12 protein-coding genes are annotated in these 23,195 nt (G+C 62.5%); all 12 read right to left on the reverse strand.

Annotation, left to right across the window (positions count from 1 at the left end; all coding sequences use genetic code 11):
- Positions 1 to 2: 2 nt before the first annotated feature.
- The 12 genes from CKA38_RS01715 to CKA38_RS01770 all read right to left on the reverse strand — a co-directional run bounded on the left by CKA38_RS01715 (position 3) and on the right by CKA38_RS01770 (position 23,171).
- A complete protein-coding gene (locus CKA38_RS01715) occupies positions 3 to 1,121 on the reverse strand; it encodes an ABC transporter ATP-binding protein (protein WP_108823956.1) in 1,119 nt (372 codons plus the stop codon).
- A 42-nt stretch (positions 1,122 to 1,163) separates the two neighbouring features.
- Positions 1,164 to 1,985 (reverse strand): carbohydrate ABC transporter permease, encoded by an 822-nt coding sequence (locus CKA38_RS01720; protein ID WP_108823957.1) that lies wholly within the window; start codon positions 1,983 to 1,985, stop codon positions 1,164 to 1,166.
- An 11-nt stretch (positions 1,986 to 1,996) separates the two neighbouring features.
- Positions 1,997 to 2,374, reverse strand: a complete 378-nt coding sequence (locus tag CKA38_RS16165) for a carbohydrate ABC transporter permease (protein ID WP_236919098.1) — start codon at positions 2,372 to 2,374, stop codon at positions 1,997 to 1,999.
- 553 nt (positions 2,375 to 2,927) lie between these two features.
- Complete coding sequence (locus CKA38_RS01730) at positions 2,928 to 3,284, reverse strand: hypothetical protein (protein WP_108823958.1); 357 nt, start codon at positions 3,282 to 3,284, stop codon at positions 2,928 to 2,930.
- A complete protein-coding gene (locus CKA38_RS01735; protein ID WP_108823959.1) occupies positions 3,281 to 4,573 on the reverse strand; it encodes an ABC transporter substrate-binding protein in 1,293 nt (430 codons plus the stop codon). The genes CKA38_RS01730 and CKA38_RS01735 overlap by 4 nt, the downstream gene beginning before the upstream one ends.
- Positions 4,570 to 5,538, reverse strand: a complete 969-nt coding sequence (locus tag CKA38_RS01740; RefSeq protein WP_108823960.1) for a tetratricopeptide repeat protein — start codon at positions 5,536 to 5,538, stop codon at positions 4,570 to 4,572. Before CKA38_RS01740 ends, CKA38_RS01735 begins: the two co-directional genes overlap by 4 nt.
- 186 nt (positions 5,539 to 5,724) lie before the next feature.
- Entirely contained in the window at positions 5,725 to 7,086 is a 1,362-nt protein-coding gene (locus CKA38_RS01745) for a GH1 family beta-glucosidase (protein WP_108823961.1), read from the reverse strand.
- Positions 7,087 to 7,449: 363 nt separating this feature from the next.
- Complete coding sequence (locus CKA38_RS01750) at positions 7,450 to 10,026, reverse strand: autotransporter outer membrane beta-barrel domain-containing protein (RefSeq protein ID WP_108823962.1); 2,577 nt, start codon at positions 10,024 to 10,026, stop codon at positions 7,450 to 7,452.
- A gap of 49 nt (positions 10,027 to 10,075) precedes the next feature.
- Positions 10,076 to 12,025: a metallophosphoesterase family protein gene (locus CKA38_RS01755; protein WP_108823963.1), complete on the reverse strand. Its 1,950-nt coding sequence runs from the start codon at positions 12,023 to 12,025 to the stop codon at positions 10,076 to 10,078.
- Between the two features lie 4 nt (positions 12,026 to 12,029).
- Complete coding sequence (locus CKA38_RS01760) at positions 12,030 to 13,877, reverse strand: glycoside hydrolase family 2 protein (protein ID WP_108823964.1); 1,848 nt, start codon at positions 13,875 to 13,877, stop codon at positions 12,030 to 12,032.
- Between the two features lie 43 nt (positions 13,878 to 13,920).
- Positions 13,921 to 15,945, reverse strand: coding sequence for a beta-L-arabinofuranosidase domain-containing protein (locus CKA38_RS01765; RefSeq protein WP_108826352.1), 2,025 nt, complete (start codon positions 15,943 to 15,945; stop codon positions 13,921 to 13,923).
- Positions 15,946 to 15,980: 35 nt separating this feature from the next.
- A complete protein-coding gene (locus tag CKA38_RS01770) occupies positions 15,981 to 23,171 on the reverse strand; it encodes an autotransporter-associated beta strand repeat-containing protein (protein ID WP_108823965.1) in 7,191 nt (2,396 codons plus the stop codon).
- Between the last annotated feature and the right edge of the window lie 24 nt (positions 23,172 to 23,195).

Here is a 23,195-nt window from a genome sequence, read left to right on the forward strand (position 1 = left end):
TATCAGCAAATTGCCTGTTCGGTTTCGGCATCGAAAAAGTGCGCCGCGCCCATGTCGAAATGTAGCGCGCATGTCTCGTTTGCGGCGTATTTCACCGTCGGCGGCATGCGCGCGATGATGGGCGTGTCGCCATTGTGAAGATACACATACGTCTCCGAGCCCATCGGCTCGCAAATATCGACATTGGCGCGCGCATGCGCGGGCAAACCATCCGTGGCGATGCTTATGTTTTCAGGCCGCACGCCGAAGATAACCTCCCCGCCCTGCCGCGCGCTCATCGTGTTTTTTTGCGAGTCGGTCAGCTCGAAAGAAACCGAGGCGGGCGCGCCGCCGTTTTCAACAAAGCGCAGCCCGCTGTTTTGAGGAACGATTTTTCCCCGGAAAAAATTCATCTGCGGCGAACCGATAAAGCCGGCGACAAAAACATTCGCGGGGCGGTTGTAGAGTTCGAGCGGTTCGGCGACCTGCATGATATGACCGTCCTTCATCACGCAAATGCGGTCGCCCATCGTCATGGCCTCGACTTGGTCATGCGTCACGTAGATCATCGTCGCGCCGAGGCGCTCGTGAAGGCGCGAGATTTCCGTGCGGGTGGAAACGCGCATCTTCGCATCGAGGTTGGAGAGCGGTTCGTCGAAAAGAAAAACCTTGGGCCTGCGCACGATCGCACGGCCGACGGCGACGCGCTGGCGCTGCCCGCCCGAAAGCGCCTTGGGCAGGCGCTCCAGATACGGATCAAGGCCGAGCATGGCTGAGGCTTCGCGCACGCGAGCGTCGATCTCGGCGCGGGAGAATTTGCGCAGCTTCAGGCCGAACGCCATGTTGTCATACACGGTCATGTGCGGATAGAGCGCGTAGTTTTGAAAAACCATCGCGATGTCGCGATCCTTCGGCAGCACGTCGTTGATGACCCGCCCGTCGATGCTGATCTCGCCCCCGGAAATATCCTCGAGCCCCGCGATCATGCGCAGCGTGGTAGACTTGCCGCAACCCGACGGGCCGACAAGGACCATGAATTCGCGGTCGCGGATTTCGAGATCGATGCCGTGCACAACCTTGTTCCCCCTGCCGCCTTTTTCGGGGTAGATTTTCACGAGTTTCTTGATGCTTACTTGGGCCATGTTTTGGAGAGTTTTGTGTGTATTGAGATATTGGATACGGGCTCAGCCCTTCACGGCGCCGGCGGTGAGGCCGCGGACGAAGAGCCTCATGGTGAAAAGAAAAAGCACGATCAACGGCAGGCTCGCGATGGCGTAGGCCGCCATGAGCTGGCCGTATTCCTTCACGTAGAGGCTTTCGAGCTGCATGAGACCGACGCTGAGCATTTGTTTCCACGGATCGGTGATGATGATGAGCGGCAGCATGAATTCATTCCACGCGCCGATGAACCCCGTCACCGCAAGCGTGCCGAGAATGGGCCGGCACAGGGGAAGCACGATGCGCGTCATCTGGTAAAAATGCGACGCGCCGTCCATCTCCGCCGCCTCAAACAGATCCTTCGGGATATCCTCCACAAATCCCCGCAACCAGAAAACAACGCCGACCTGCGCCCCGGCCGTGATGACGACCGACACCGTCCAGATGGAGTTCAGCATGTGCAGATCGCGCAGCAGCATGTAGAGCGGCAGCAGGTTTGCCACGGTCGGCATCATCATCAGCGCCATGAACACGAACCACAGCAGATCCCTGCCGGGCAGCTTTGTCTTGGCGAAAAAATACGAGGCGGGCACCGCGAACGCGAGACGCAGCAACACGGAAAATGTCGCCACGACGAGCGTGGTCGCGAGCAAGTCCTTCACGGTCGCCCAGCCGACGCTCCAGTTGTGCATCACCAGCTCGTGGGGCAGTCCGAAGGGATTCTGGAAAAACTCGCGGTTGCTCTTGAACGCAGTGGAGAACATCACGTAGAGCGGCAGCAGCGCCGACGCCAGCACGAGGAGAATCAGCGCGTGTTTTATGTATTCGGAAAGGCGCGATGTTTTCATGGTGTCATGGATTAGTGGCGCGCCTTGAGCATGCGGTTGTTGGCGAGCGTGAGCAGGTAAATAATCATGAACAGCACCACGCCGGCGGCGCACGCGAGCCCCGCCTTTTGCTCGGCAAACGCCACGCGATACATGTAGAGGCCGGGCACGCTCACCACGCCGCCGGGCCCGCCATTTTCCCCGAAAAGAATCAGGATCGTGCTGAAATCCTGAAGCGTGCCGATGCACACGACGATAAGGTTCATGCGCACTTGCGTAAGAATCAGCGGAAGCTCGATCGACCAGAATTTTCTGAACCAGCCCGCGCCATCGAGATCCGCCGCCTCGTAAACCTCGGTTCCGATGTTTTGAAGTCCGGCAAGATAGACGAGCACGCCAAACGCGCCCACCCACGGAAAACCCCAAAACAAAAGCGCGGGAATCGCGAGATGCGGGTCGCCGAGCCACGCGGGATTCCCCCCTCGGTGAAGCTGTTCCAGTGAAGCATGTTCGTATCCAGCCACACGAGCGCGCTCATCAGCCCGGTCTTGTTCAGCAGGATGTTAAGGGGGCCGATGGTGGGATCATAAAACAGTTTCCAGATGAGAATAAACACCATGCTCGGCACGATCATCGGGATGACGAAGGCCACGCGATACCAGTATTGCGCGCGCTCGCTCTTGACGCGATGAATGCACACCGCCGTGAAAATGCTCGGAAACATTTTTAATATATTCGCCACGACCAGAATCGCCACGAGCTTGAAGCCCTGCCGGAACGCCGGGTCGATCCAGAGCGTCTTGTAGTTTTCGAGCCCCGTAAAATAGCTAATGTCCTGCCCGTTCCAAAAAAAGAAACTGTGAAACACGCCGCTCGCCGCCGGATAATATGCGAACACCAAAATGAGCAGCAGCGCGGGCAGCACGGCGAAGTAAAGTTTCCAGTGATTGCGGAGGTGCTTTTTCATTTCGTCTTTTTGGCGAGCGGCGAGCGGGCGCGCGCCTCCTCGTAGCGTTTGGTGAACTCGGTCGTCTCAAAATCACGGGACAGGATGCCTTGCAACATGACGCTCGTGCGATCCGCCCCCGGCATCGGCACAAAACGCTCGGCGGTGAGGGCAAACTCATCCTGCTGCGCGGCGAGTTGCGCGGTGCGCGTGCGATCAAGGAGCATCCACTCGTCGGCGTTCAGCAAAAATGTCGGCGTGTATTGATCGACAAATCCGTCGAAATCCAGCCGCCCGGCGGCAACCAAATTAATGAGCTCCTCGTAGCGCTGAAGATTCCGCCCGCCCACCTCGATGCGAAGCCCCTCCTTCACCCCTCGGGATGCGGCAGGAACGACGCGATGAATTCCCCGGGATAATTGCCCCGCACCATGGGAATCCAGTTCGCGCGCTTGTTAAGCGCGGCGTTCATTTTCTGGCTCGATAGAAAGCGCAAAAAATCCAATGCCTCGGCGCGATGGGGCGTGGTCGCGTTGACGCTGAAGGAAAACTCCCCCTGCAATTCCTCCGCCGCCGGGCCCTCCACAAATTCGCCAAACTCCGGGTCGTCGGCCGACGGCAGCGGAAAGTCGCACACGCCGATTTCAAAATCAGCCTGCTGCACATAGCTGCCCGCATCCCACGAGCCGCTGGCGATCATGAGCGCTTTTTGCTGCAAAAACAAAAACGCGGCGTCCATCCGGTCGGCGGCAAAAAACGCCGGCTGAAACTGCGCCCTGTAGTATTCGCGCCCGCGCATCATCGCGCGAATGCGCGGATCGCGAAAATCAACGGCGCCGCCGGCCAGCGCGATCACGGACTCCTCGGGCGAAAGGTCGCTGTCGCGGTTCACATCGGTCACGTTTATGAGCGTGCTGCCAACCGCCTGGTCAAAGCGCCCCCATAAAATCTTCGTGTTGTATTTGCTCGCCGTGCCCGCGATTGGATAAAGCCAGACGCCCTTCGACTTGCCGTATTCCTTTATTTTTTCGCACGCGGCGAGGAACCCGCGAAAATCGGACGGCGGCGCATCGAGCCCCGTGGCCTCGCGCAGCAGGTTTTTATTATAAAACAAACGGAGCGTGAATGCCGACGAGGGTATGCGGTAATAATCCATCAACTCGGGAATGTAACAGCCGCCGGAGCTCGCGCCGCTCGCGGCGCCGCCCTCCATGTTGTCATAAAAAGTCAGCTTCCACGGCACTCCCTCCAGCGGCGTGCCACGATTGTAAGGATTCGGCTTCGTTATCTCCTCGGAAAGCGGAATGAAGTAACGCTGCAACAACGGAATCATCATGCGCCGGTCCATCGATCCCATCGCGACCAAGTCCGGAGCCGTGCCGCCAATCAGCCGCGTGGTAATCCACGAACCGTAACCACGCTCGCCAATGACGATTTGCTGAATCCGCACATCGGGATGGATTTTTTCATATTCCCGCGCGACAAGATCGAGCGCGTCGCGCACACCCGCCTCCATCTGCCAGTGCGCGATGCGAATGGTTTTCACGCCGCTGATTTCGCTGACCCGCGACTGCAACACCAGCACGCGCGCCAACGCGAGCGCGCACACAATAACCAGCACCACGAGCCCCGTCTTGCCCTTGAGTTTGCCCAATATTTTCACGGCGTTGAGTTTTCCGGCACTCCCCCTGCCGTTAGCCCCGAAGCAGGCGGCTGCGCATCGATGGTTCTGTTGAGCAGCCCGCCATCATTTGTCTCCGGCACCGGCGCGCCCAGCCTGGCCAGCCCTTGCTTGACCATGAACGTGGTGCGGTGATTCGGAAACTCGCGGATGAACCGCGTGTAGTATTCAATCGCGATTTCGCGGTCCTTGAGATCGTGCTCGGCAAGCGACGCAATCGTCCAGCACGTTTGCGCGCGCTGCGCAAACGAGGAACCCTTTTGTGTGTCGAGCGCCGCGCGCAAATGCGTCACGGCACGGCCGCATTCCCCGAGCGGATAACGATAAAGTTTTCCCAGCACCAACGCCGCGTGAAGCGCATAATCCGGATTCGGATGCGCCGCGCGCCAGCGTTCCAATTCGGCGACACCCTCGCGCGCGCCGTCAACACCGCCGGCTTTCCAAAGCGCCAGCGTCAAATGCAACATCGCCTCCTGGGCGGCGTCGGAATCGGGGTATTCGGCGGCCACGCGCCGGTATAGGGGAATCGATTCGTCCGGCTTGGGTGAGAGCACATCGAGACCGGGCAGGCGCGCAAGCGCCAGCAACGCCCACGGCGCGTGCTTGTTGTCCGGGTGATTTTTCAAAACCCACTCGTAACTGGCAGCCGCCCTGGCCATGTCCGCGCTCGGCCGCCGAAACTGCCACAAGTTCCCCTCGGCCAAATGCGCCTGGCTCAGCAAATCGGCATCACCGGTTGCCAGCTTGATCGCGGCGAGCATTTCCCCGGCATCAACCCAGCGCCCCATTTGCATGCTCCGCCACGCCGCGTCCACCTCCGCCTGCAAATTTTCACCGCGCGCAACCGCGTCCTGCCCCTGCGCAAAACCAAGCCCCGTCGCAAACATCAAAAACGCGACAAACCGCCCGGTCAGCGTGCCTGCGAGGGATGTGTGGGAAAAGCGCATGTTTTGAGGGAGGGGAAAAGGGAAACCACACTCGGATTCGACCGGGGGAGTTTACAGCAAAAAAATCGCCCCGAGGCCGCGCCCACGGCAAACGCCCCACTTCTTGATCGTTAAGTGTCGTTAAGTGAAATGCGCGCATGGCAAAGCGCCGTTTGCGCGCGCCGCAAACAAACGCGCCGCTGCGCGTCAAATATTCGCGCCATTGGAGCGAATCGCATCGCGATACCAGGCGAAGGAATCCTTCGGCGTGCGCCGTTGCGTGTTATAGTCAACATGCACGAGGCCGAATCGCTCGCGATAACCCGCGGCCCATTCAAAATTGTCCAAAAGCGACCAATAGAAGTATCCATTAACCGGATACCCCTCCTCGCACGCGCGGCGAATCTCGCGGAGATAACGCGTCATGAAATCAATGCGCTGCGGATCGCGCACGCCGCCGTCGAGGTGCACGAAGTCGGTGTTGCAGTAGCCGTTTTCCGTGAAGGCAATCGGCAGCTTGTAGCGCCCGGTCTGAAACCTCGCCGCCCAATACGGAGCCTGCGGCACAACACTGAGCCACGAGATTGTTCCCCGCGGATTGCCCGCGCCCCATTCGCCGGGGATTTTTTCAGCCTTGCCGTTCGCACCGGCGCGAACCGGCCAGCCGGAATAACAATTATAGGCAAGAAAATCGATTTTTTGCGAAATGAGCTTCATGTCGCCCGTCTTGATCCGGGGAAGCGCATCGGCAAACGTCGCCAGCCCGTCCTCGGGATATTTTCCAAGCACAACCGGATCGGCCCACCACCCCAAATTCCAAAGCGCGCGCTCGTTGCACGCAAAATAATCGGCGCGCGCCGCCTCGATATCCCGCGCCCCCTCGGTGACGGGAATGCGCTCGCGTCCCGTTTGCGCGATGGAGACCTTGATCTTCCCCTGACAGCCGGCGCGCAAAGCCTGCACGCCGCGCCCGTGTGCGAGAAGCAGATTGTGCGCGGCATGAAGACATTCAGCAAACGGCAGCTTCAACCCAGGCGCAAAAGTGCCGTCCTTGTAACCGGTGTTGATGATGCACGGAGGCTCGTTTATGGTCATCCAGTGCTTGACGCGATCGCCGTAACGCGAAGCCGCAAGCGCCGCGTATTCGCCAAACCACTCCACGATATCGCGGTTAAGCCAACCGCCCCGGCGCTGGAGCGCGCTGGGCAAATCCCAATGATAGAGCGTCACCCACGGTGTGATGCCGGCGGCAAGCAGCGCATTGATGAGCCGGTCATAAAACGCGAGCCCCTTCGGGTTCGGCTTGCCCGTGCCCTCGGGAATGAGACGCGACCATGAAAGCGAAAAGCGATAACCATTGACGCCGAGCTTCCGCATGAGCGCCACATCCTCGCGATATCGATGATAATGGTCGCACGCCACATCGCCGGTGTGCCCCTCGAACGTTTTCTTGGGCTGGTGGGAAAAGTCATCCCATATTGACGCCCCGCGCCCGTCGACGGACGCAGCGCCTTCGATCTGATAAGCGGCGGTGGCAACACCCCATGTGAAATTCTTAGGGAAAAGCATGGATGATGAACATTGGCCAAACCCACCACACTTTCAAAACCTTAGTTACTCTGCCGTTGAGTAGAGTGAAACAATCATGCCTGAGGCAAATATTGGAAAAATCGCTCCTCAACGGCAAACCCACCTTTTTACCGGAACCATCTGTAGATAAGAGGAGTGCCTGATTTCATCCTAACTACCATACATAATGCCATCGTGAGTTTGTCTGCAACTGCTCAGGCAACCGCGCCTCTTCCTTGCTTATATCCCTCATCCTATGGCTAATGAGTCGTCGGCCCGCAAAGTCATCATGGATGCGGCCACGCTTTGGAAGAATGGAACGGACGGGAAGGCGGCAAAGCCGCCTTTGCGTTTATCGGCGCATTACCACGTGACACCAAGGAGCGCGCCGAAGAAATTACCGGTGCGAGAGGAGCCGGTTTGGTGCTCGTAATCGAATGCGGCGTGAATGTTGCGGGGGAAGGAAACACGGAAGTTCACACCGATGACGGCGGCGTCGCGATAGTAATCGCCCCGTTCGAGTTGCGCGGGAAGCTCGGGCGCGCTGGCGTAGGCGGCCATGATGGTTTCGCGGGGTTCGCGCATGGCGTGCTTCCATGCAAGGTTGAGCCCGAGGGAAGCGGGGAGCTTCACAAGCGGGATCGTGAATCGCTGGGCGGCTTGCAGTCCAATGTCGGCCCGGGTGAGCGAGTCGGTGAAATCGTCAACCCGCATCGGGCTGACGCCGTTTTCCTTGAAGTCGGAAACTTTGATGTCCGTGTAGTGAAGACCGATGCGAGGCTTGAGAAGACCGTTTTTCCATGGGGTGAAAATGGCGCCGACTTCAAGGCCCGCGGTGACGAAGTCGTTCGTCCACTCGCCGCGGGTTTGTCCGGCGGGTTCACGGCGCCAGGAATCGGCGTCGGTGTCGCCAACCGCGAGGTGAACGGAGGCGTAGGCGTATTTGAAGCGGACCGCGGTGTAGAGGCCGAAGGTGTGCTGTTTGGAGCGGAGGGTGGTGTCGTTGGTGGTGTCGAGGTTGTTCTCGCCGAGGGCGGCGTAGAGTCCGATGAGGAAGCGCTGGCGGAACGCGGCGTCGATGCCGGCGAGCATGCCGTTGACGTCCGCCGTGTGACCGGGGAACTCGGGGGAGACTGTGTCGTAGTCGATCTGGCTGGTGTAATAACGCGCCCATAGGGAATTGGTCCACTGGCGTCCGCGCCCGGGTTCGGGAGCAGCGGCGGGCATGAGGAAATAGTTGTCGAGACGGGAGGAGATGGAACTGATGCCGGCGTCAATCGCGTCGATCATCATGGCGATGTCCTTGAGCGGATTGGCGCCTTGGTTGACGACGAGGTAATCGAATTGCCTTCCGGTGGCCCCGACGGGCGTGGCGTTGCTGGTGAGGCTCATTCCGGCGGGAACATACACGTCGGGGTCGGCGGGGCCGGCGGCGTATTCGAGGCGGGCGACGCCGCCGCCGGTGAGGGCGATTTGCGAGCCGGCGTCGATGTTGAGCGTGCCGGAGAGCTTGAGGTTGGTGTTGGGCAGGAGGACGAGCGTGCTGTTGCCGGAGAGGTCGAGATTGCCCGCGACAGTGGCGATGTTGACAGGATGCGGCGTGCCGACGGGGCTGTTCACGGCAATGCCTTCGCGCCCGAGGATGAGCGTGGAGTTGTCGCTGACAAAAACGCTTGTCGCATCGGTGCCGAGCGCGCCGCGATTGGTGCCGGTGGCGTAGGCCGTGAGGCGCGAGGTGGCGGTGACGACAAGCGTGCCGATTGTGTTGCCGCCGGAGTCGCCGACAAGGGTGCCGGCGCGCCAGCTAAAGGCGACGTTGCTATCGACGACTTCCAAGCGTCCGTCGGGACCGAGAAAGCGCATGGGAAAAGAGGATCCGTCGCGGATGCCCTGGATGGTGAGCGTGCCGGAAGCGCCGATGGTGATGTCGCCCGAGCCGATGGCGCCGACGTTGGTGATGATGAGGCGGCCCTCGGAAACGGTGTTGGGGCCGCGAAGCCAGTTGAGGCTGCCGGTGAGGGTGAGCGTGCCGGCGCCGGTTTTATTGAAGGAGCCGGCGGTGGAATTCCATAGGTTGGTGCCGGCATAAAAGCGTCCGGAGATCGTGGTGTCGCCTTCGATGTCGAGGGTGATGAGGGCGTTGGTGGCCGCGAGCGAGCCGGTGTTGAAAAAGATGTCCCCGGTGATTTCGAGACCGGCGGCGGCTGCCGCAACGGCGAGGCGCAAGTCGGGGGCAAACACGAGCGTGCCGCTGGTGAGACGGGGCGTGTCGAACAAGGAGCCCGCGGCATCGGTGACGATGGCGGGCGTCAAATGGGAGCCGCCGCCAGTGGCGGTGATGACAATGCTGTTGTTGCCGAAGGCCCGGGCGTCGGCGATGGCGATACAACCGCCCGCGAGAATGACGCCGCCCTCGAACGTGTTGGCGGCGGTGTTTGAAAAGGTGAGCGTGCCCGCGCCGACCTTGAGGAGTCGCCCGCCGGGGACGACGCCGGTCTGGGTGAGTTGGTAGGTGTTTGGCGTGAGGGAGGAACTGCTGGCGGTGATTGCGCCGCCGGAGAACGTGTAGTCGCCCGCGCCGGACACAACCATGTCGGAAACAACCACGCCCTCGTCGGCGATGGTGATGTCGCGGGTCGAGGAATCGCCGGTGTCGTCAAAAATAACAGAGTCGCCCCCGAGGAATGGCATCGAGGAAACCGCCAGGTCGGGGACGGGCGACCAGGTGGCGGTGGCGGAGTTCGCGTAACTGAGGAACGAGCCGGTCGTTTTCCAAGAGGAGCCGCTCCACTCGGCGCCGGCGGAGCCCGTCCAGATGAGGCGGCGGTTGTCGTCGCGCGTTTGCGCCGCGCAGAGCGCGGCTAATGCAAAATGAAGAATGAAGAATGTATAATGCCGGAAGCGGCGGGAGGTGGAATCGGCAACGGGATGGGTGTTCATGATAAAAAAGAATCGGCGAGAGGTGTGAACCGGGAGTGTGACGGATTAATTATCTGGCCGGCGGCGCGAGGGGAATTATTCCGGCGAGGTCGCCTTCGTGAGTGGAGAGCATGTGGAAAAGGGCGTGCTTTGGGAGCGCGCTTTCGCGGATCAGGCCGCGGTTGGAAATCTGGCGCATTTCCCATTCGACGCGGTCGGCATAGACGCGGAAAACACGGTAGGCGTTGGGCCACTCGACAAAGGCGGGGGTTTGGATGCAGACAATGCCGTTGCGCACGGCGACCTCGTTGTTGTGAAAATGCCCGTTGAAGGTGGCGATGACGTTGGGCGTCGCCTCGAGGATATCCATCACGTCCTTGTTCAGCAGCGGGTCACCGAGGTCGCAGCCGCTCGACGAGACGCCCCGCGCGAGATAAAATTCATAATGAGAAACGACGATGGTGGGTGTCTTGGTGTCGGCGGCGAGCGTGGCGCGGAGCCAGTCGAGCGCGCCGTCGCGGAGGGATGTGCCGCGCCCGCCCGTCCGGTGGTCCGTGACCGAGCCGTCCTTGCCGCGCCACCACGAGCCGTCGAGAACGATGAAGCGCAGGGGCGCGCGCGTGAAGGCGTAGTCGGTTTTTTCGGGACCGTCGGGAAAGAGTTTTGGAATGAAGTCGGCGATGTGCTCGCGGGACTTTTGGGAAAAGGTGTCGTGGTTGCCGACACAGGCGTATACGGGCAGGCCGCCGCGTTTGACAGCGCGGGCGAAGTCCTTGTATTGGCGGGAGTGGCCGTAGTCGGTCATGTCGCCGGCAACGATGGCGTATTCGACGCCCTGGCGCTTGAGCTGCCGGAAAGTGGTTTCGAGTTCGCCGGCGCTGGCGCCCATGATTTTGGTGTTGGCCCATTCGAAGCGACCGGTGCCGAGATGCGGGTCGGTGAGGAGGGCGAAAGTGTGCAACGGTTTTTGGGCGGGAGCAGCGTCGGCGCGCAGTTCGAGTTTCTTGAAAAGACCGGCGGGGCGGAAATGCGGACCGGCAACGGCGATGTAGTGGCGCCCCTTGGAGAGGCGAAACTTGTTGAGCTGGATTTCGGCGGGCGGACGTTCGCCGCGCACTTCGGGCGCCGCCGCGGGGCGTCCGTGAGTGTAGGTCGCGCGCCACGGAGTGGCGGTGGCGATGTTGGGGGCGGCGACGATGGTGTCGTCCGCGAGCACATAGGCGCGGAGTCCGGGGCGCAGATCGGCGTCGGGCTCAAGTTGGACGGAACCGGTGACGTTGATATCCTCCCTGGCGTCGACCGCAAAAACCAGCATGCCCTCGGCGGGGATGATCGTTCCGGGCGAGGAGGGCGCGGCGATGTCCGTGGAGACGGTGTCGGAAAGGAAAGCGGCGTTGCGGGCGTCGAGCGTGACGGCGGCGCCGGGTGCGAGCGCGGTGACGCGGCGCGCGGCGGCTTTGTTGACGGCGGTTTCGACCTTGGGCCAAACATCGCCGGGGAGTCCCGACAAATCGCCGATATTGACCGAGAGGTCGTCGAACCACGCGACGCCCTTGACCTTGAAGTTGAGGGAGACATCCCTGTCCGCCGGATGCCAGTCGGAGGCGCGCAGGACGCCGCGCACGAGATTCCACTCGCCCGGCTTGATGTGGCTGCCGACGTTGAGAATGCTTTGGCGCCCCACACCCTCGCCGACATCGGCCGAGACATAGATGTCAACCATCGCGTCTTTTTCCACGAAGACCCACACGGAAAACTCCAGGTCTGTGGTGAAGTCCATCATGTTGCTGAGGGAGAAAAAGGCGCTGCCGCCCCAGTCCGCGGTGGACTCGATGCGCAGGGAGGATTTGCCGGTGTGCGCGCGGGTGGTGTCGATCGAGTGCTTGGGATTGAAGGCGAAGGCGATTCTGGGCGGCAGGCGACCTTCGAAGTTGGCGTCAACCAGCGGTGTCGCCAGCGCGGGCGCGGCGGTTGCGAGCGCGAGGATGAGCGGGAGGATAATTGATGGTTTGGTTTTCATGCTTTTATTTTTCAAGCAGGGCGTCGATGACGGCGCGGTTGGCTGCGCGGACAGCGGCGGCGTCCATTTTCAGGATTTTGCGGTCGTAGGTGTAGAATCCGTTGGCCTCGATTTCGACGTCGGTCGTCTGTGTGTAAACGGCGGCGGAATAACCTTCGGCAACCATGGCCTTCAGCATTTTTGTGTATTCAACATACTTCGCCGTGAGGTCGTCCTTGCCGGCGAACTTAACCTTTCCGTAGCCCCAGTTCTTGTCGTCCTGCTGCCAGAGGTGGCCGGGCAGCGGAAGGGCGAGGCCGCCGTATTCGCCGAGCACGAGCGCGAGGTTTGTGTAGCCGGGAAACATCCGCGGCTCCGGGTAATGGTGGAAGTCAACAATGTCGCCGCACGCGCGCATGTTGCCGCCGCTGGCCGCGTTGACGAGGCGCGAGGGATCGCGCTCTTTCGTCCACTTGGCGATTCTTTCCGTGTCGAACTGGCCCCACGCCTCGTTGAACGGCACCCATACGACGACCGAGGGATGGCCCTTGCAGAAGTCCATGATTTCGCCCCATTCCTTTTGGAAATTATCCTTCGAGAGCGGCGTGCGCAGCGTGTCGATTCCGCCGCCGAGCGTGTTGCGGCCCCACTTCGCGCCGAGGCCGTAGCTGTGCGTGCTGGGCATGTCCTGCCACACGAGAATGCCTTCGCGGTCACAGTGGTAATACCAGCGCTGCGGCTCCACTTTCACGTGCTTGCGAATCATGTTAAAGCCGAGCTCCTTGGTCTTGATAATGTCAAACAACAGCGCCTCGTCGGTCGGCGCGGTGTAGAGGCCGTCGGGCCACCAGCCTTGGTCGAGCGGGCCGAAGTGAAAATAGTTTTTCCCGTTCAATTGCATGCGCACCATGCCGGAGGCGTCGCGCTTCATGGAGATTTTGCGGAAGGCGGCGTAGGAGCGTATTTCGTCGGCGGTTTTGCCGCCGGAGAGAAGGCGCGCGCGCAGGTCGTAGAGTTTCGGGTTTTCCGGCGACCAGAGCGTCGGGTTTTTCAACGTGAGCGTCAGGGCTTCGCCGGCGTTGCCGCGCGCGGTGGCGACGATCTTGTTGTTGTCAACCAGCTCCACTTCGACGGTGGCGGACGCGGCGGTGTCGACGGTCACGGCGAGTGTGCCGGCGTCGATGTCGGAGACGGCTTGAATGTCCTTGATATGATTGGGTGCGACGGGTTCGAGCCAGACGGTTTGCCAGATGCCGGTGACGGCGGTATACCAAATTTTGTAAGGGTTGCGCGATTGCTTGCCGACGGGATTGTCGGAGGCGTCGGTCGGGTCCCAAACGCGGACGACGAGTGTGTTCGGACCGGAGGCATTGAGGCTGCGGGTGATGTCGAAGGTGAACGGCGCAAAGCCGCCGGTGTGCGAGCCGACGGGGTCGCCGTTGACATACACATCGGCGCGCCAGTCAACCGCGCCAAAATGCAGGAGCACGTTTTTCCCTTTCCACGCGGCGGCGGAGGGAACGGTGAACTCCAGCTTATACCAAAGCTCGTTGTCCGGGCCGACCTCGCGCTGGACGCCGGAGAGCGAGGATTCGACGGGAAATGGAACGAGTATCCTGCCGTCGAAAGTCGCGGGACGGGCGGCTCCCTTCGGCTTGATGGCATAATCCCACAAGCCGTTAAGGTTCTGCCAGTCCGTGCGAACCATGCGGGGTCGCGGATACTCGGGAAGTGGATTCGCGGACGAGACTTGTCCGGCCCAGGGCGTCTTGATGCGGTTTCCGGCGGGCGCCCACGGGTCGGGCGCGGCGGCGGAAACGGCGCATGAAAGCGCGAGCGAGATGACGAAAATCGGGAAGGCGGTGTGTTTCATTGCAATGGTGTGAAGCGGTTGGGAAGCGACTGGGCGGCGCGGCTCATCTGACCACGGGGAATTGCGAAATTCTAAGCGTGGTGCAGCCGTAGGGAATCAACGTGACCTCCCCGCCCTCCGGGCCGCGCGCGGGACGCGGGTTGCGGTGCGAGTGCGGGATCGGGCCGGCGCTTTCGTTATACAAGCCCCATTGGGGAATCTCGCGCACGCGCGCCTTGATTTGGACGGGGGCGTTTTCGGGATTCCAAAAATAATCCGCCTTTTGTTTCTCAGGGTCGATCTCGACCTTGAAGGCCGTCGCCGGTTTTTTCCGGTCAAAGCTGACGAGCGCGTAGTTCCATTTGTCGGGTGTGGTGACTTCGTAATATTCCTCGCCGAACTCGGCCGTGTCGCGCTCGGGGAAACTCTTGCGCGTCCATTGCTCGGTCAACCGCAGCGCATATACGAGCGGGCCGCGCTCGACCGCGACGGAGTTTTCATACCAGGCGGAGACGCGCACCTCCATGGGCAGGCGCAGTTCCACGCAATCGCCGTCCGACCATGCGCGCGAAACCACGGCGATGCCGCCGGCGGGCGCGGCAAACACGGGCGCGCCGTTAACCGTGATGGACGCGTTTTCACACCAGCCGGGAATGCGCAGGTGCAGGGGAAACGCGACGGCGCCGGTCGCGTCGTCGGCGAAGCGCACGGTGAAGCGAATCGTGTCGTCCATGGGATAACGGGTGTCCTCGGTTATTTTCACGCGGCGTCCGTCGGCAACGGCGGCGGTGATTTCGGAGGGCGCGTAAACGAGCGCGGCCAAGCCGCGGTCGGGCGTGGCGTGCCAGAGGTGCTGGGTGAACTTGGGCCAGCCTTGGTGCATGTTCGAGGCGCAGCAGGGATAGCCGGTGATCAGGCCGAAGACGAGGTTGGTGCCGCCGTTCTCGACGTTGAAGTTTCGCGCATGGCGCGTGCACATGACCTGGTTGGCCTGCTGGAAATACTGTTTGGTCATGAAGTCGTCGGCGATTTGCGCGGGCAGCGCGTTGAAGGCGACGCGTTCCAGGCGATCGGCGAATTCCGTGTCGCCGGTTATGCCGAGCATGACTTCGAGCGAATACATGAACTCGACCGCCGAGCAGAGCTCCGAGCCGTGCGTGGGATCGCCGCCGCGAAGCGCCTCGTCGCCGCCATACATGCCCTGCGCCTGCCCGCTGAAACGGCGAATGTCGGCGAGGGCTTTTTTCACCGCGTCGAGGTGCTTTTTTTCGGGCTGCTGCTGGTAATACACAATCGGCGTCTTGATACCCTGGGCGAGGTTGACGCAGTGGATGGTGTCCACCTGCGAGAGCATGTCGCCCTTGAGAAACGCGCTTGTGTAATCAACGCCCTGCCGGTGCAGGAGCCTGGCGAGGTCGAGGAGGAACGCGTCGCCGGTGATGTTATACAGCCAATACACGGCCTGGAGATTGTCGCACACGCGGTATTCGGCCCAGAAAGTCCAGCGGCCAAGCGGGTAATTGGGCAGGGTTTTCAGTTGATACTGGAAATACTTTGTCATGAACGGGGGCACCCGCTCGTCGCCCGTGGCGGAGTAATGCTGTTGCAGGATTTTGAGGACGACCATGCGCGGCCACCAGTCGGCGGAGTTGTTGCGCTGCAAACCGAACTCCGCGGCGTAGTCCGTGGCCGGGCCGAAATAGCCGTCCTCGCGCTGGCTGGCGAGCGCCCACTCGATCCACGGGCGAACCTTGTCCTTCAGCGCCTGGTCGTCCAGCAGGTAAGCGAGCGGCAGGAGGCCGTCGATCCAGTAGGGACCGCGCTCCCACTGGTCGCCGTCGCCGCCGAGCCAGCCGTTGCGCGGGCCCATGACTTGCGGGTAAAGCGTGTCCATTTGCCCCGTGGCGCCGGACTTCTGGCGGAGCAGCATTTCCTGCAACCAGCCTTTCGCCTTGATGCTGCCCAGCGGCATTTCAACGTAGGGTTTTTGCACCAACGGCGCGCGGTTGTTGAGCGGCGCGGGCGAGGCGGCCAGCGCGGACGAAAAAAGGCACGCGGCCAGAATAGAAGACACAAGCGGGCGAGGCATGTTTGCGCGAAAGAGAGTTAGGAAGCGGTGCATGATTAGAATTGATGCGAGTAGCCGAGGCTGAAGGCCCAGGGCTGTTTGTAGTCGGAACCATAGGCGGCGTCGTAATCGAGATAGAGGCGGTTGCCGGGAGCGGGCTCCCAGATGACACCGACTCCGGCCTCGGCACGAACACCGTCGAGATTGGGACGGCGGCTGAAGCGGTAGCCGAAATTATCAACAACAGAGACCTTCCCGCCGCTGCTGCTTTCGTTGACGGCGCCGAGGCGGCCGTGAACTTGGAGGCGCGAGCCGCCGGCGAGATCGAACGCGCGTCCGGTGAGAACGCGGGCGCGGGCGATGACGATATCGGTGGCGTCGGGGTCGATGTTGATCGAGGTGCCGGCGGCGGCATTGGAGGCGGTGTCGCCGGAGGGATTGATGCGCGAGATGCCCGCGTGGACGGAGGGCTCGACGAACCAGCCTTTGTCGAGTTGGAAGCGGCGGCCCGCCTCGAGCGCGAATCCAAACGCGCTGGAGGAGCGCTCCGCCGTGGTGACGCGGTCGCTTTGGTCGGCGGAATCGAGGTCGGTTTTCAGGCTCGCCCCGGTCAGGCTGGCGCTGACAAACCAGCCTTCGGAATGCTGCCAGAGGGCGTAAAACCCGCCGCCGAGAAAATCGCTGTCGCTGTCGGCCGACCCGGCAAAGGGCATGGCGCGGAAGTCCTGCGAGGCATGGGCGTAGGCGAGATAGGCGCCGGTGTGAAGGACCGAGTTGTCGAGCCGCCATGCGTAATCGCCGCCGATGGCGACGCCCAGGTTGTCGAGGGTGAAGTTGCGCTCGGCATCAATGGAAACATGGCCGGCGTGCGCGCGAGTCCAGAGCGAGACACCCATGTCATCGGAAACGGGTTGGGAACGGAGGTCGTCAAGGCGGCGGGCGGCATTGTCGCGCGCGGCGTGCCAGAGGATGTTTTGCGCGGCGGGAACACCGAAGACCGTCTCAGCGGCCGCGCTCGGATCGGGCGCGTCAAAGCCGACCGAGCCGTCAGGGCGCGTCTGGACGGGGAAGAACGCCGCGCCCCGGTCATAACCGCCGACAAAGGTGGCGTCGTTCAGGCCGGCGTTGGCGAAATCGACGAGCGTGAGGTAATCGAGTTCTTTTTCGAGAAATCCGCCGGCATCGGCGCGGAGGTCGGTGATGATGAGGCGGTGCGTGCCGGTTGCGTCGCCGGAGACGAGCAGGAGACTGCTGGTGTGGTCGTCCGAGTTGATTGTCATCAGGAACGTGCCGGAGCCCGCGAGGGACGGGACGTTGAGCGTGCGTTGCGATCCGTCGGCTAGCGGAACGGAAAGGTCGACAATGCTGTTGTTGATGAGTTGTCCGTTCAGGCTGGCGAGGGCGTTTTCACCGATGTAGCGGAGCACGCCGCCGTTGACGAGGGTGAAGCCCGTGTAGCTGTTGCTGGAGCTGATGAGGAGTGTGCCGTCGCCGGTCTTGACGAGCGAGGAACCGTCCCAGTTGCCCGCGGCAAGTTTGTCGACGAGGGGAATGTCCACCTCGAAAGTCTCACCGCCTGCGAGGTCAAAGACACCGGAGAGCGCGTAGCCGACGCGGTAATCGGTGCCGTCGATGACCTGGCGCTCGACGGTGATGTAGCTGGGCAGACCGCTGACGCCGGTGATGGCGGCGTCGGCAAACTCGCCCGTGATGCCGCCCGTGGCGCGGAGGAGGAGATAGGTGTCGGTGGGTATTTCGCTGGCCTTCGTGATGCCGGTGACGGCGCCCGAGAGGCCCGAGACATTGAGCTGGCCGTTGAGCGAGGCGGTGCTGGCGATCACGAACGGAGTCTCCGCGTCATGTCCGGAAAAATCGACGGCCAAGGTCGATGCCGCGTTTTGCGAATACGCGCCGGCCGACGAGACGAGGCCCTGGCCGGTGATGACGAGCGTGCCGACGCCGTTGTTGCCGACGGTCAGGTTGCCCGTGTTTTGCCAGAGACCGGCGACGGTGGCGGTGCCGCTGCCCGTGGCGTTTTTTCCGATGAAGCTGTTGTTGCCGGAGAGCGTGCCGCCGGTCTTGATTTCGAGCACGCCGACGCCGTTGTTGCCGACATTGAGATCACCGGTGTTTCGCCAGAGGCCGCCATCGTTGATGATGACCGTGCCGCTCGCATTGGCGGCGTTGGCGATCCATGTGCCGATACTTTCAACGACGCCACCGTCATTGATGGTGAGCAGCGCGTTGGCGCCGGCTCCGCCCGCGACCACAAAATCGCCCGTGCTCCGCCAAAGGCCATCGACGGAAACGGTGCCGCGGGAGTCGGCGTAGAGACCGATGTAGGCGTAATTATTTGTGACGGTGCCGCCGGCGAGGATGTTGAGCGCGCCCGTGCCATAGCTGCCGATGTTGAGGTTGGCGCTGTTTTGCCAGAGGCCGTCAACCGTGACCGAGCCATTCGCGGCCGCGGCGTAACCGATGTGGGCGGTGCCGTTGGTGACGGTGCCGCTGCCGAGGATGCTCATGACGCCTGTGCCGGATTGCGCGACGGTGAGACCGCCGCTGTTTGTCCAGAGGCCGCCGACCGTGGCCGTGCCGCTGCCGGTGGCGTTGTTGCCGATGCCGCCGAAGACGCCGGCGAGCGTGCCGCCCGTTTTGATTTCGAGCACGCCGACGCCGTTGTTGCCGACAAAAATATTGCCGGTGCTTTGCCAGAGGCCGCCGGTGTTGACGACGACCGTGCCGCTCGCGGTGGCGTGGTTGGCGATCCATGTGCCGACGCTTTCAACCGCACCACCATTGTTAATGGTGAGCAGCGCGCCGGCGTTGGTTCCGCCTGCGACCACAAAATTGCCGCCAATCCGCAACGCGCCGCCGACCGTGGCCGTGCCGGTGGAATTGGTGTTGTTGCCCATGGTGAGGTCGCCGGTGTTTTGCCAAAGACCGCCGGCATTGATGGTGGCGGCGCCGGTGGAATTGGCGTCGAAGCCGATGTAGCCCGCGCCGTCGTTGGTAACGGTGCCGCCGCCGAGAATGTCGAGCACACCCGCGCCCGCACTGCCGACATGAAGGGCGGAGGCGTTCCGCCAGAGACCGGCGACCGTGGCGGTGCCGCTGCCGGCGCCAAAGAGTCCGATATAGCCGGCATTGCTGGTGACCGTGCCGCCGACACGAATGTCGAGCGCGCCCGTGCCGTGGCTGCCGATGTTGAGGTTGGCGCCGTTTTGCCAGAGGCCGTCAACCGTGACCGAGCCATTCGCGGCCGCGGCGTAACCGATGTGAGCGGTGCCGTTGGTGACGGTGCCGCTGCCGAGGATGCTCATGACGCCTGTGCCGGATTGGGCGACGGTGAGGCCACCGCTGTTTGTCCAGAGTCCGCCAACCGTGGCCGTGCCGCTGCCGGTGGCGTTGTTGCCGATGCCGCCGAAGACTCCGGCGAGCGTGCCGCCCGTCTTGATTTCGAGCACGCCGACGCCGTTGTTGCCGACAAAAATATTACCGGTGCTCCGCCAGAGGCCGCCGTTGTTGACGACGACCGTGCCGCTTGCCGTGGCGTGGTTGGCGATCCATGTGCCGGCACTCTCGACGACACCACCGGAGTTGATGGTGAGCAGCGCGGCGGAATTGGCTCCGGCGCCGACCACAAAATTGCCGCCGATCCACCAGTCTCCGCCGACAGTGGCCGCGCCCTTGGAATTGGCATTGTTGGCAATGGTGACGGCGTCCGTGTTTCGCCAGAGTCCGGCGATGTTGACGGTGCCGCTGGCATTTGCGCCGGAGCCGATGTGGCTTGCGCCGGTGTTGAGGACACTGCCGCTGGCAAGGATGTCGAGGAACCCCGTGCCGTTGCTGCCAACGTGGAGGAGCCCGCTGTTCGTCCAAAGACCGCCGACCGTGGCGGTGCCGCTGCCGCCGGCGTTTTTGCCAATGTAGCTGTTGTTTCCCGAAAGCGTGCCGCCGACATTGAGTTTGAGAACGCCGGCGCCGTTGTTGCCGATGTTAAGGTCGCCGGTGTTGCGCCAGAGACCGCCGCTGTTGATGACAACCGTGCCGCTCGCGGTGGCGTGGTTGGAAATCCATGTGCCGACACTCTCGACCGTGCCGCCGTTGTTGATGGTGAGCAGCGCGGAGGAATTGGCCCCGGCGCCGACCTCAAAATTACCGGTGCTCTGCCAAAAGCCGGCAACCGTGACCGTGCCACTGGAGTTCGCGCCGGAGCCGATAATGCTCGCGGCATTGGTGACGGTGCCGCCGGAAAGAATGTCGAGCACGCCCGCGCCTCCGCTGCCAACGTGGAGGTTGCCGGCGTTTTTCCAAACCCCGCCGACGGTGGCTGCGCCCCGGGCTCCGGCGTTGAGGCCGAGGTATCCGTAATTATTGGTGACGGTGCCACCCGCGATGACCGTGAGCACTCCGGTGCCGCTGGTGCCGATGTTGAGATTCATGTTGTTTTGCCAGAGGCCGGCGACGGTGGCGGTGCCGCTCGCGGCCCCACCCCAGCCGATGTGAATATTGCCATTGGTTGTGACGGTGCCGGTGTCGAGGATGTTGAGAAATCCCCTGCCGTTTTGCGCAACAGTCAGACCGCCGCTGTTTGAAATGAGCCCGCCGACAATGGCGGCGCCGTTGCCGGAGGCGTTGTTGCCGACGGTAAGGGATACACCGGAGAGCGTGCCGCCCGCCTTGATTTCGAGCGTGCCCGCGCCGTTGTTGCCGGCATTGATGTGGCCGGTGCTCCGCCAAAGGCCGCCGTTGTTGATGACAACCGTGCCGCTCGCCGTGGTGGAGTTTGCGATCCATGTGCCGACAGTGGAAAGCGTGCCGCCGTTGTTTATCGTGAGCAGCGCGGAAGAATTGGCTCCGGCGGCGACCTCAAAATTACCGGTGTTCCGCCAAAGTCCATCCACCGTGGCCGTGCCGCTGGAGTTCGCGCCGGCGCCAAGAATTCCCGCGCCGTTGACGACCGTGCCCGTGCCGAGAATGTTAAGCACGCCCGAGCCTCCGCCGGAGCCGACGTGGAGGTGTCCGGTGCTTTGCCAATAGCCGGAGACATTGGCCGTGCCGCTCGCGCCGGCGGCTCCTCCGACGATGCCGGCGGCGTTGCTGCCAGTCCACCCGGTGATGGAGAGTTGCCCCGCGTTAACCAGCGTGGTGCCGGTGTGATAATTAGTGGCCGAAAGTATGAGCGTGCCGTCGCCGAGCTTCACGAGCGACTTGCCGTCCCAGTTGACGGAGCCGGGGCCGCCGTTTGCCGTCGTGCGATCAACAAGCCCCACTCCTTCGGCGCCGCTGAGGGAGGGAAGCGCATCGATGACAAATGTATCGCCGGCGCCAATGGTCATGGTGCCGCTGTTGTTGGCGGCGTCGGCATACCAGCGCAGGCCGTAGCCGGCGGACAAAATTTTACCGCCGTTGGAAACAAACGCGCCGCCATAAACATAATCGACGCCCGCGGGGACGGCGGCTAGGCCGGTGACTTGTGAAAACGAGCCGCTGATTGCGCCGGTCGCGGCGATTATCTGATAAAACGCCAGTCCGCTGGCGCTGCCGCCGTTGGCAAAGGCGGGGGCGTTTTTCAAGACGAGCGTGCCGGAGAGGCTGGCGCTGCCCGCGCGCACAAAGGGCGCGCTGGCGGCGCGGCCGGAGACGTCAACGGACAGCGTCGAGACGGCGTTTTGCGAATACGCGCCGCCAACGGTGACAAGTCCGTCGCCGAGGAGGTTGAGCGTGGCCGTGCCGCTGTTGCCGACAGTGAGGTTGCCGCTGTTTGCCCAGAGACCGGCGACGGTGGCGGTGCCGCGCCCCGTGGCGTTTTTGCCGATGAAGCTGTTGTTGCCGGAGAGTGTGCCACCGGCCTTGAGCTCAAGCACGCCGACACCGTTGTTGCCGATGTTGAGATCGCCCGTGTTGCGCCAGAGGCCGCCGCTGTTGATGACAACCGTGCCGCTCGCCGTGGTGGCGTTTGCGATCCATGTGCCGACGCTTTCAACCGTGCCGCCGTTGTTGATGGTGAGCAACGCGGAGGAATTGACCCCGGCGGCAACCACAAAATCGCCCGTGTTCCGCCAGACGCCAGCAACCGTAACCGTGCCCTTGGAGTTTGCGCCGGAGCCGATGTGGCTCGCGGCATTGGTGACGGTGCCGCCCGAGAGAATGTCAAGCACGCCCGCGCCTCCGTTTCCAACGTAGAGGTTGCCGGCGTTTTTCCAAACCCCGCCGACGGTGGCCGCGCCCCGGGCTCCGGCGTTGAGGCCGAGGTATCCGTAATTGTTGGTGACGGTGCCGCCCGCGATGACAGTGAGCACCCCGGTGCCGCTGGTGCCGATGTTGAGATTCATGTTGTTTTGCCAGAGGCCGGCGACGGTGGCGGTGCCGCTGGCGGCTCCACCCCAGCCGATGTGAATATTGCCATTGGTTGTGACGGTGCCGGTGTCGAGGATGTTGAGAAATCCCCTGCCGTTTTGCGCAACAGTCAGACCGCCGCTGTTTGAAATGAGCCCGCCGACAATGGCGGTGCCGTTGCCGGAGGCGTTGTTGCCGACGGTAAGGGATAAACCGGAGAGCGTGCCGCCCGCCTTGATTTCGAGCGTGCCCGCGCCGTTGTTGCCGGCATTGATGTGGCCGGTGCTCCGCCAAAGGCCGCCGTTGTTGATGACAACCGTGCCGCTCGCCGTGGTGGAGTTTGCCATCCATGTGCCGACAGTGGAAAGTGTGCCGCCATTGTTTATCGTGAGCAGCGCGGAGGAATTGGCCCCGGCGCCGACAACAAAATCGCCGGTGTTCTGCCAGACGCCGCCAACCGTGACCGTGCCGCTGGAGTTTGCGCCGGAGGCAATGTGCCCCAGGGCGTTGATGACGGTGCCCGTGCCGAGGATGTTGAGCTCACCCGTGCCGTTGGAGCCGACGTGGAGGAGCCCCGTGCTTCGCAAGAGTCCGCCAACGGTGACGGATCCGTCATTGCCGGCGGCATCGCCGATGCGGACGGTGGCGACAGTGGAGGAAACGCCGGGGTCGACGGCAACCGTGCCGCTGGTGACGCGGGCGTTGTCGGCGACGCCGGGGGCGTTGCGCGGCGTGCCGGCGGCGGTGGTTTCATTCCAGCCGCCGGGCGTGAACCAGGTGCCGGAGACGCCGGCGCCGGGATTCCAAAACACGTCGGCGGACCACGCCGCATTCGCCGCGCAAAATGCCAGCGCCAGCGCGGCGGCGAGCTTGAGTTTCACGGCTGGATGGAGGGGAGTGTTCATAGTCGTTTGTTTTAATATAAAATT

The sequence above is a fragment of the Ereboglobus luteus genome (genome assembly GCF_003096195.1).
Taxonomy (GTDB): domain Bacteria; phylum Verrucomicrobiota; class Verrucomicrobiia; order Opitutales; family Opitutaceae; genus Ereboglobus; species Ereboglobus luteus.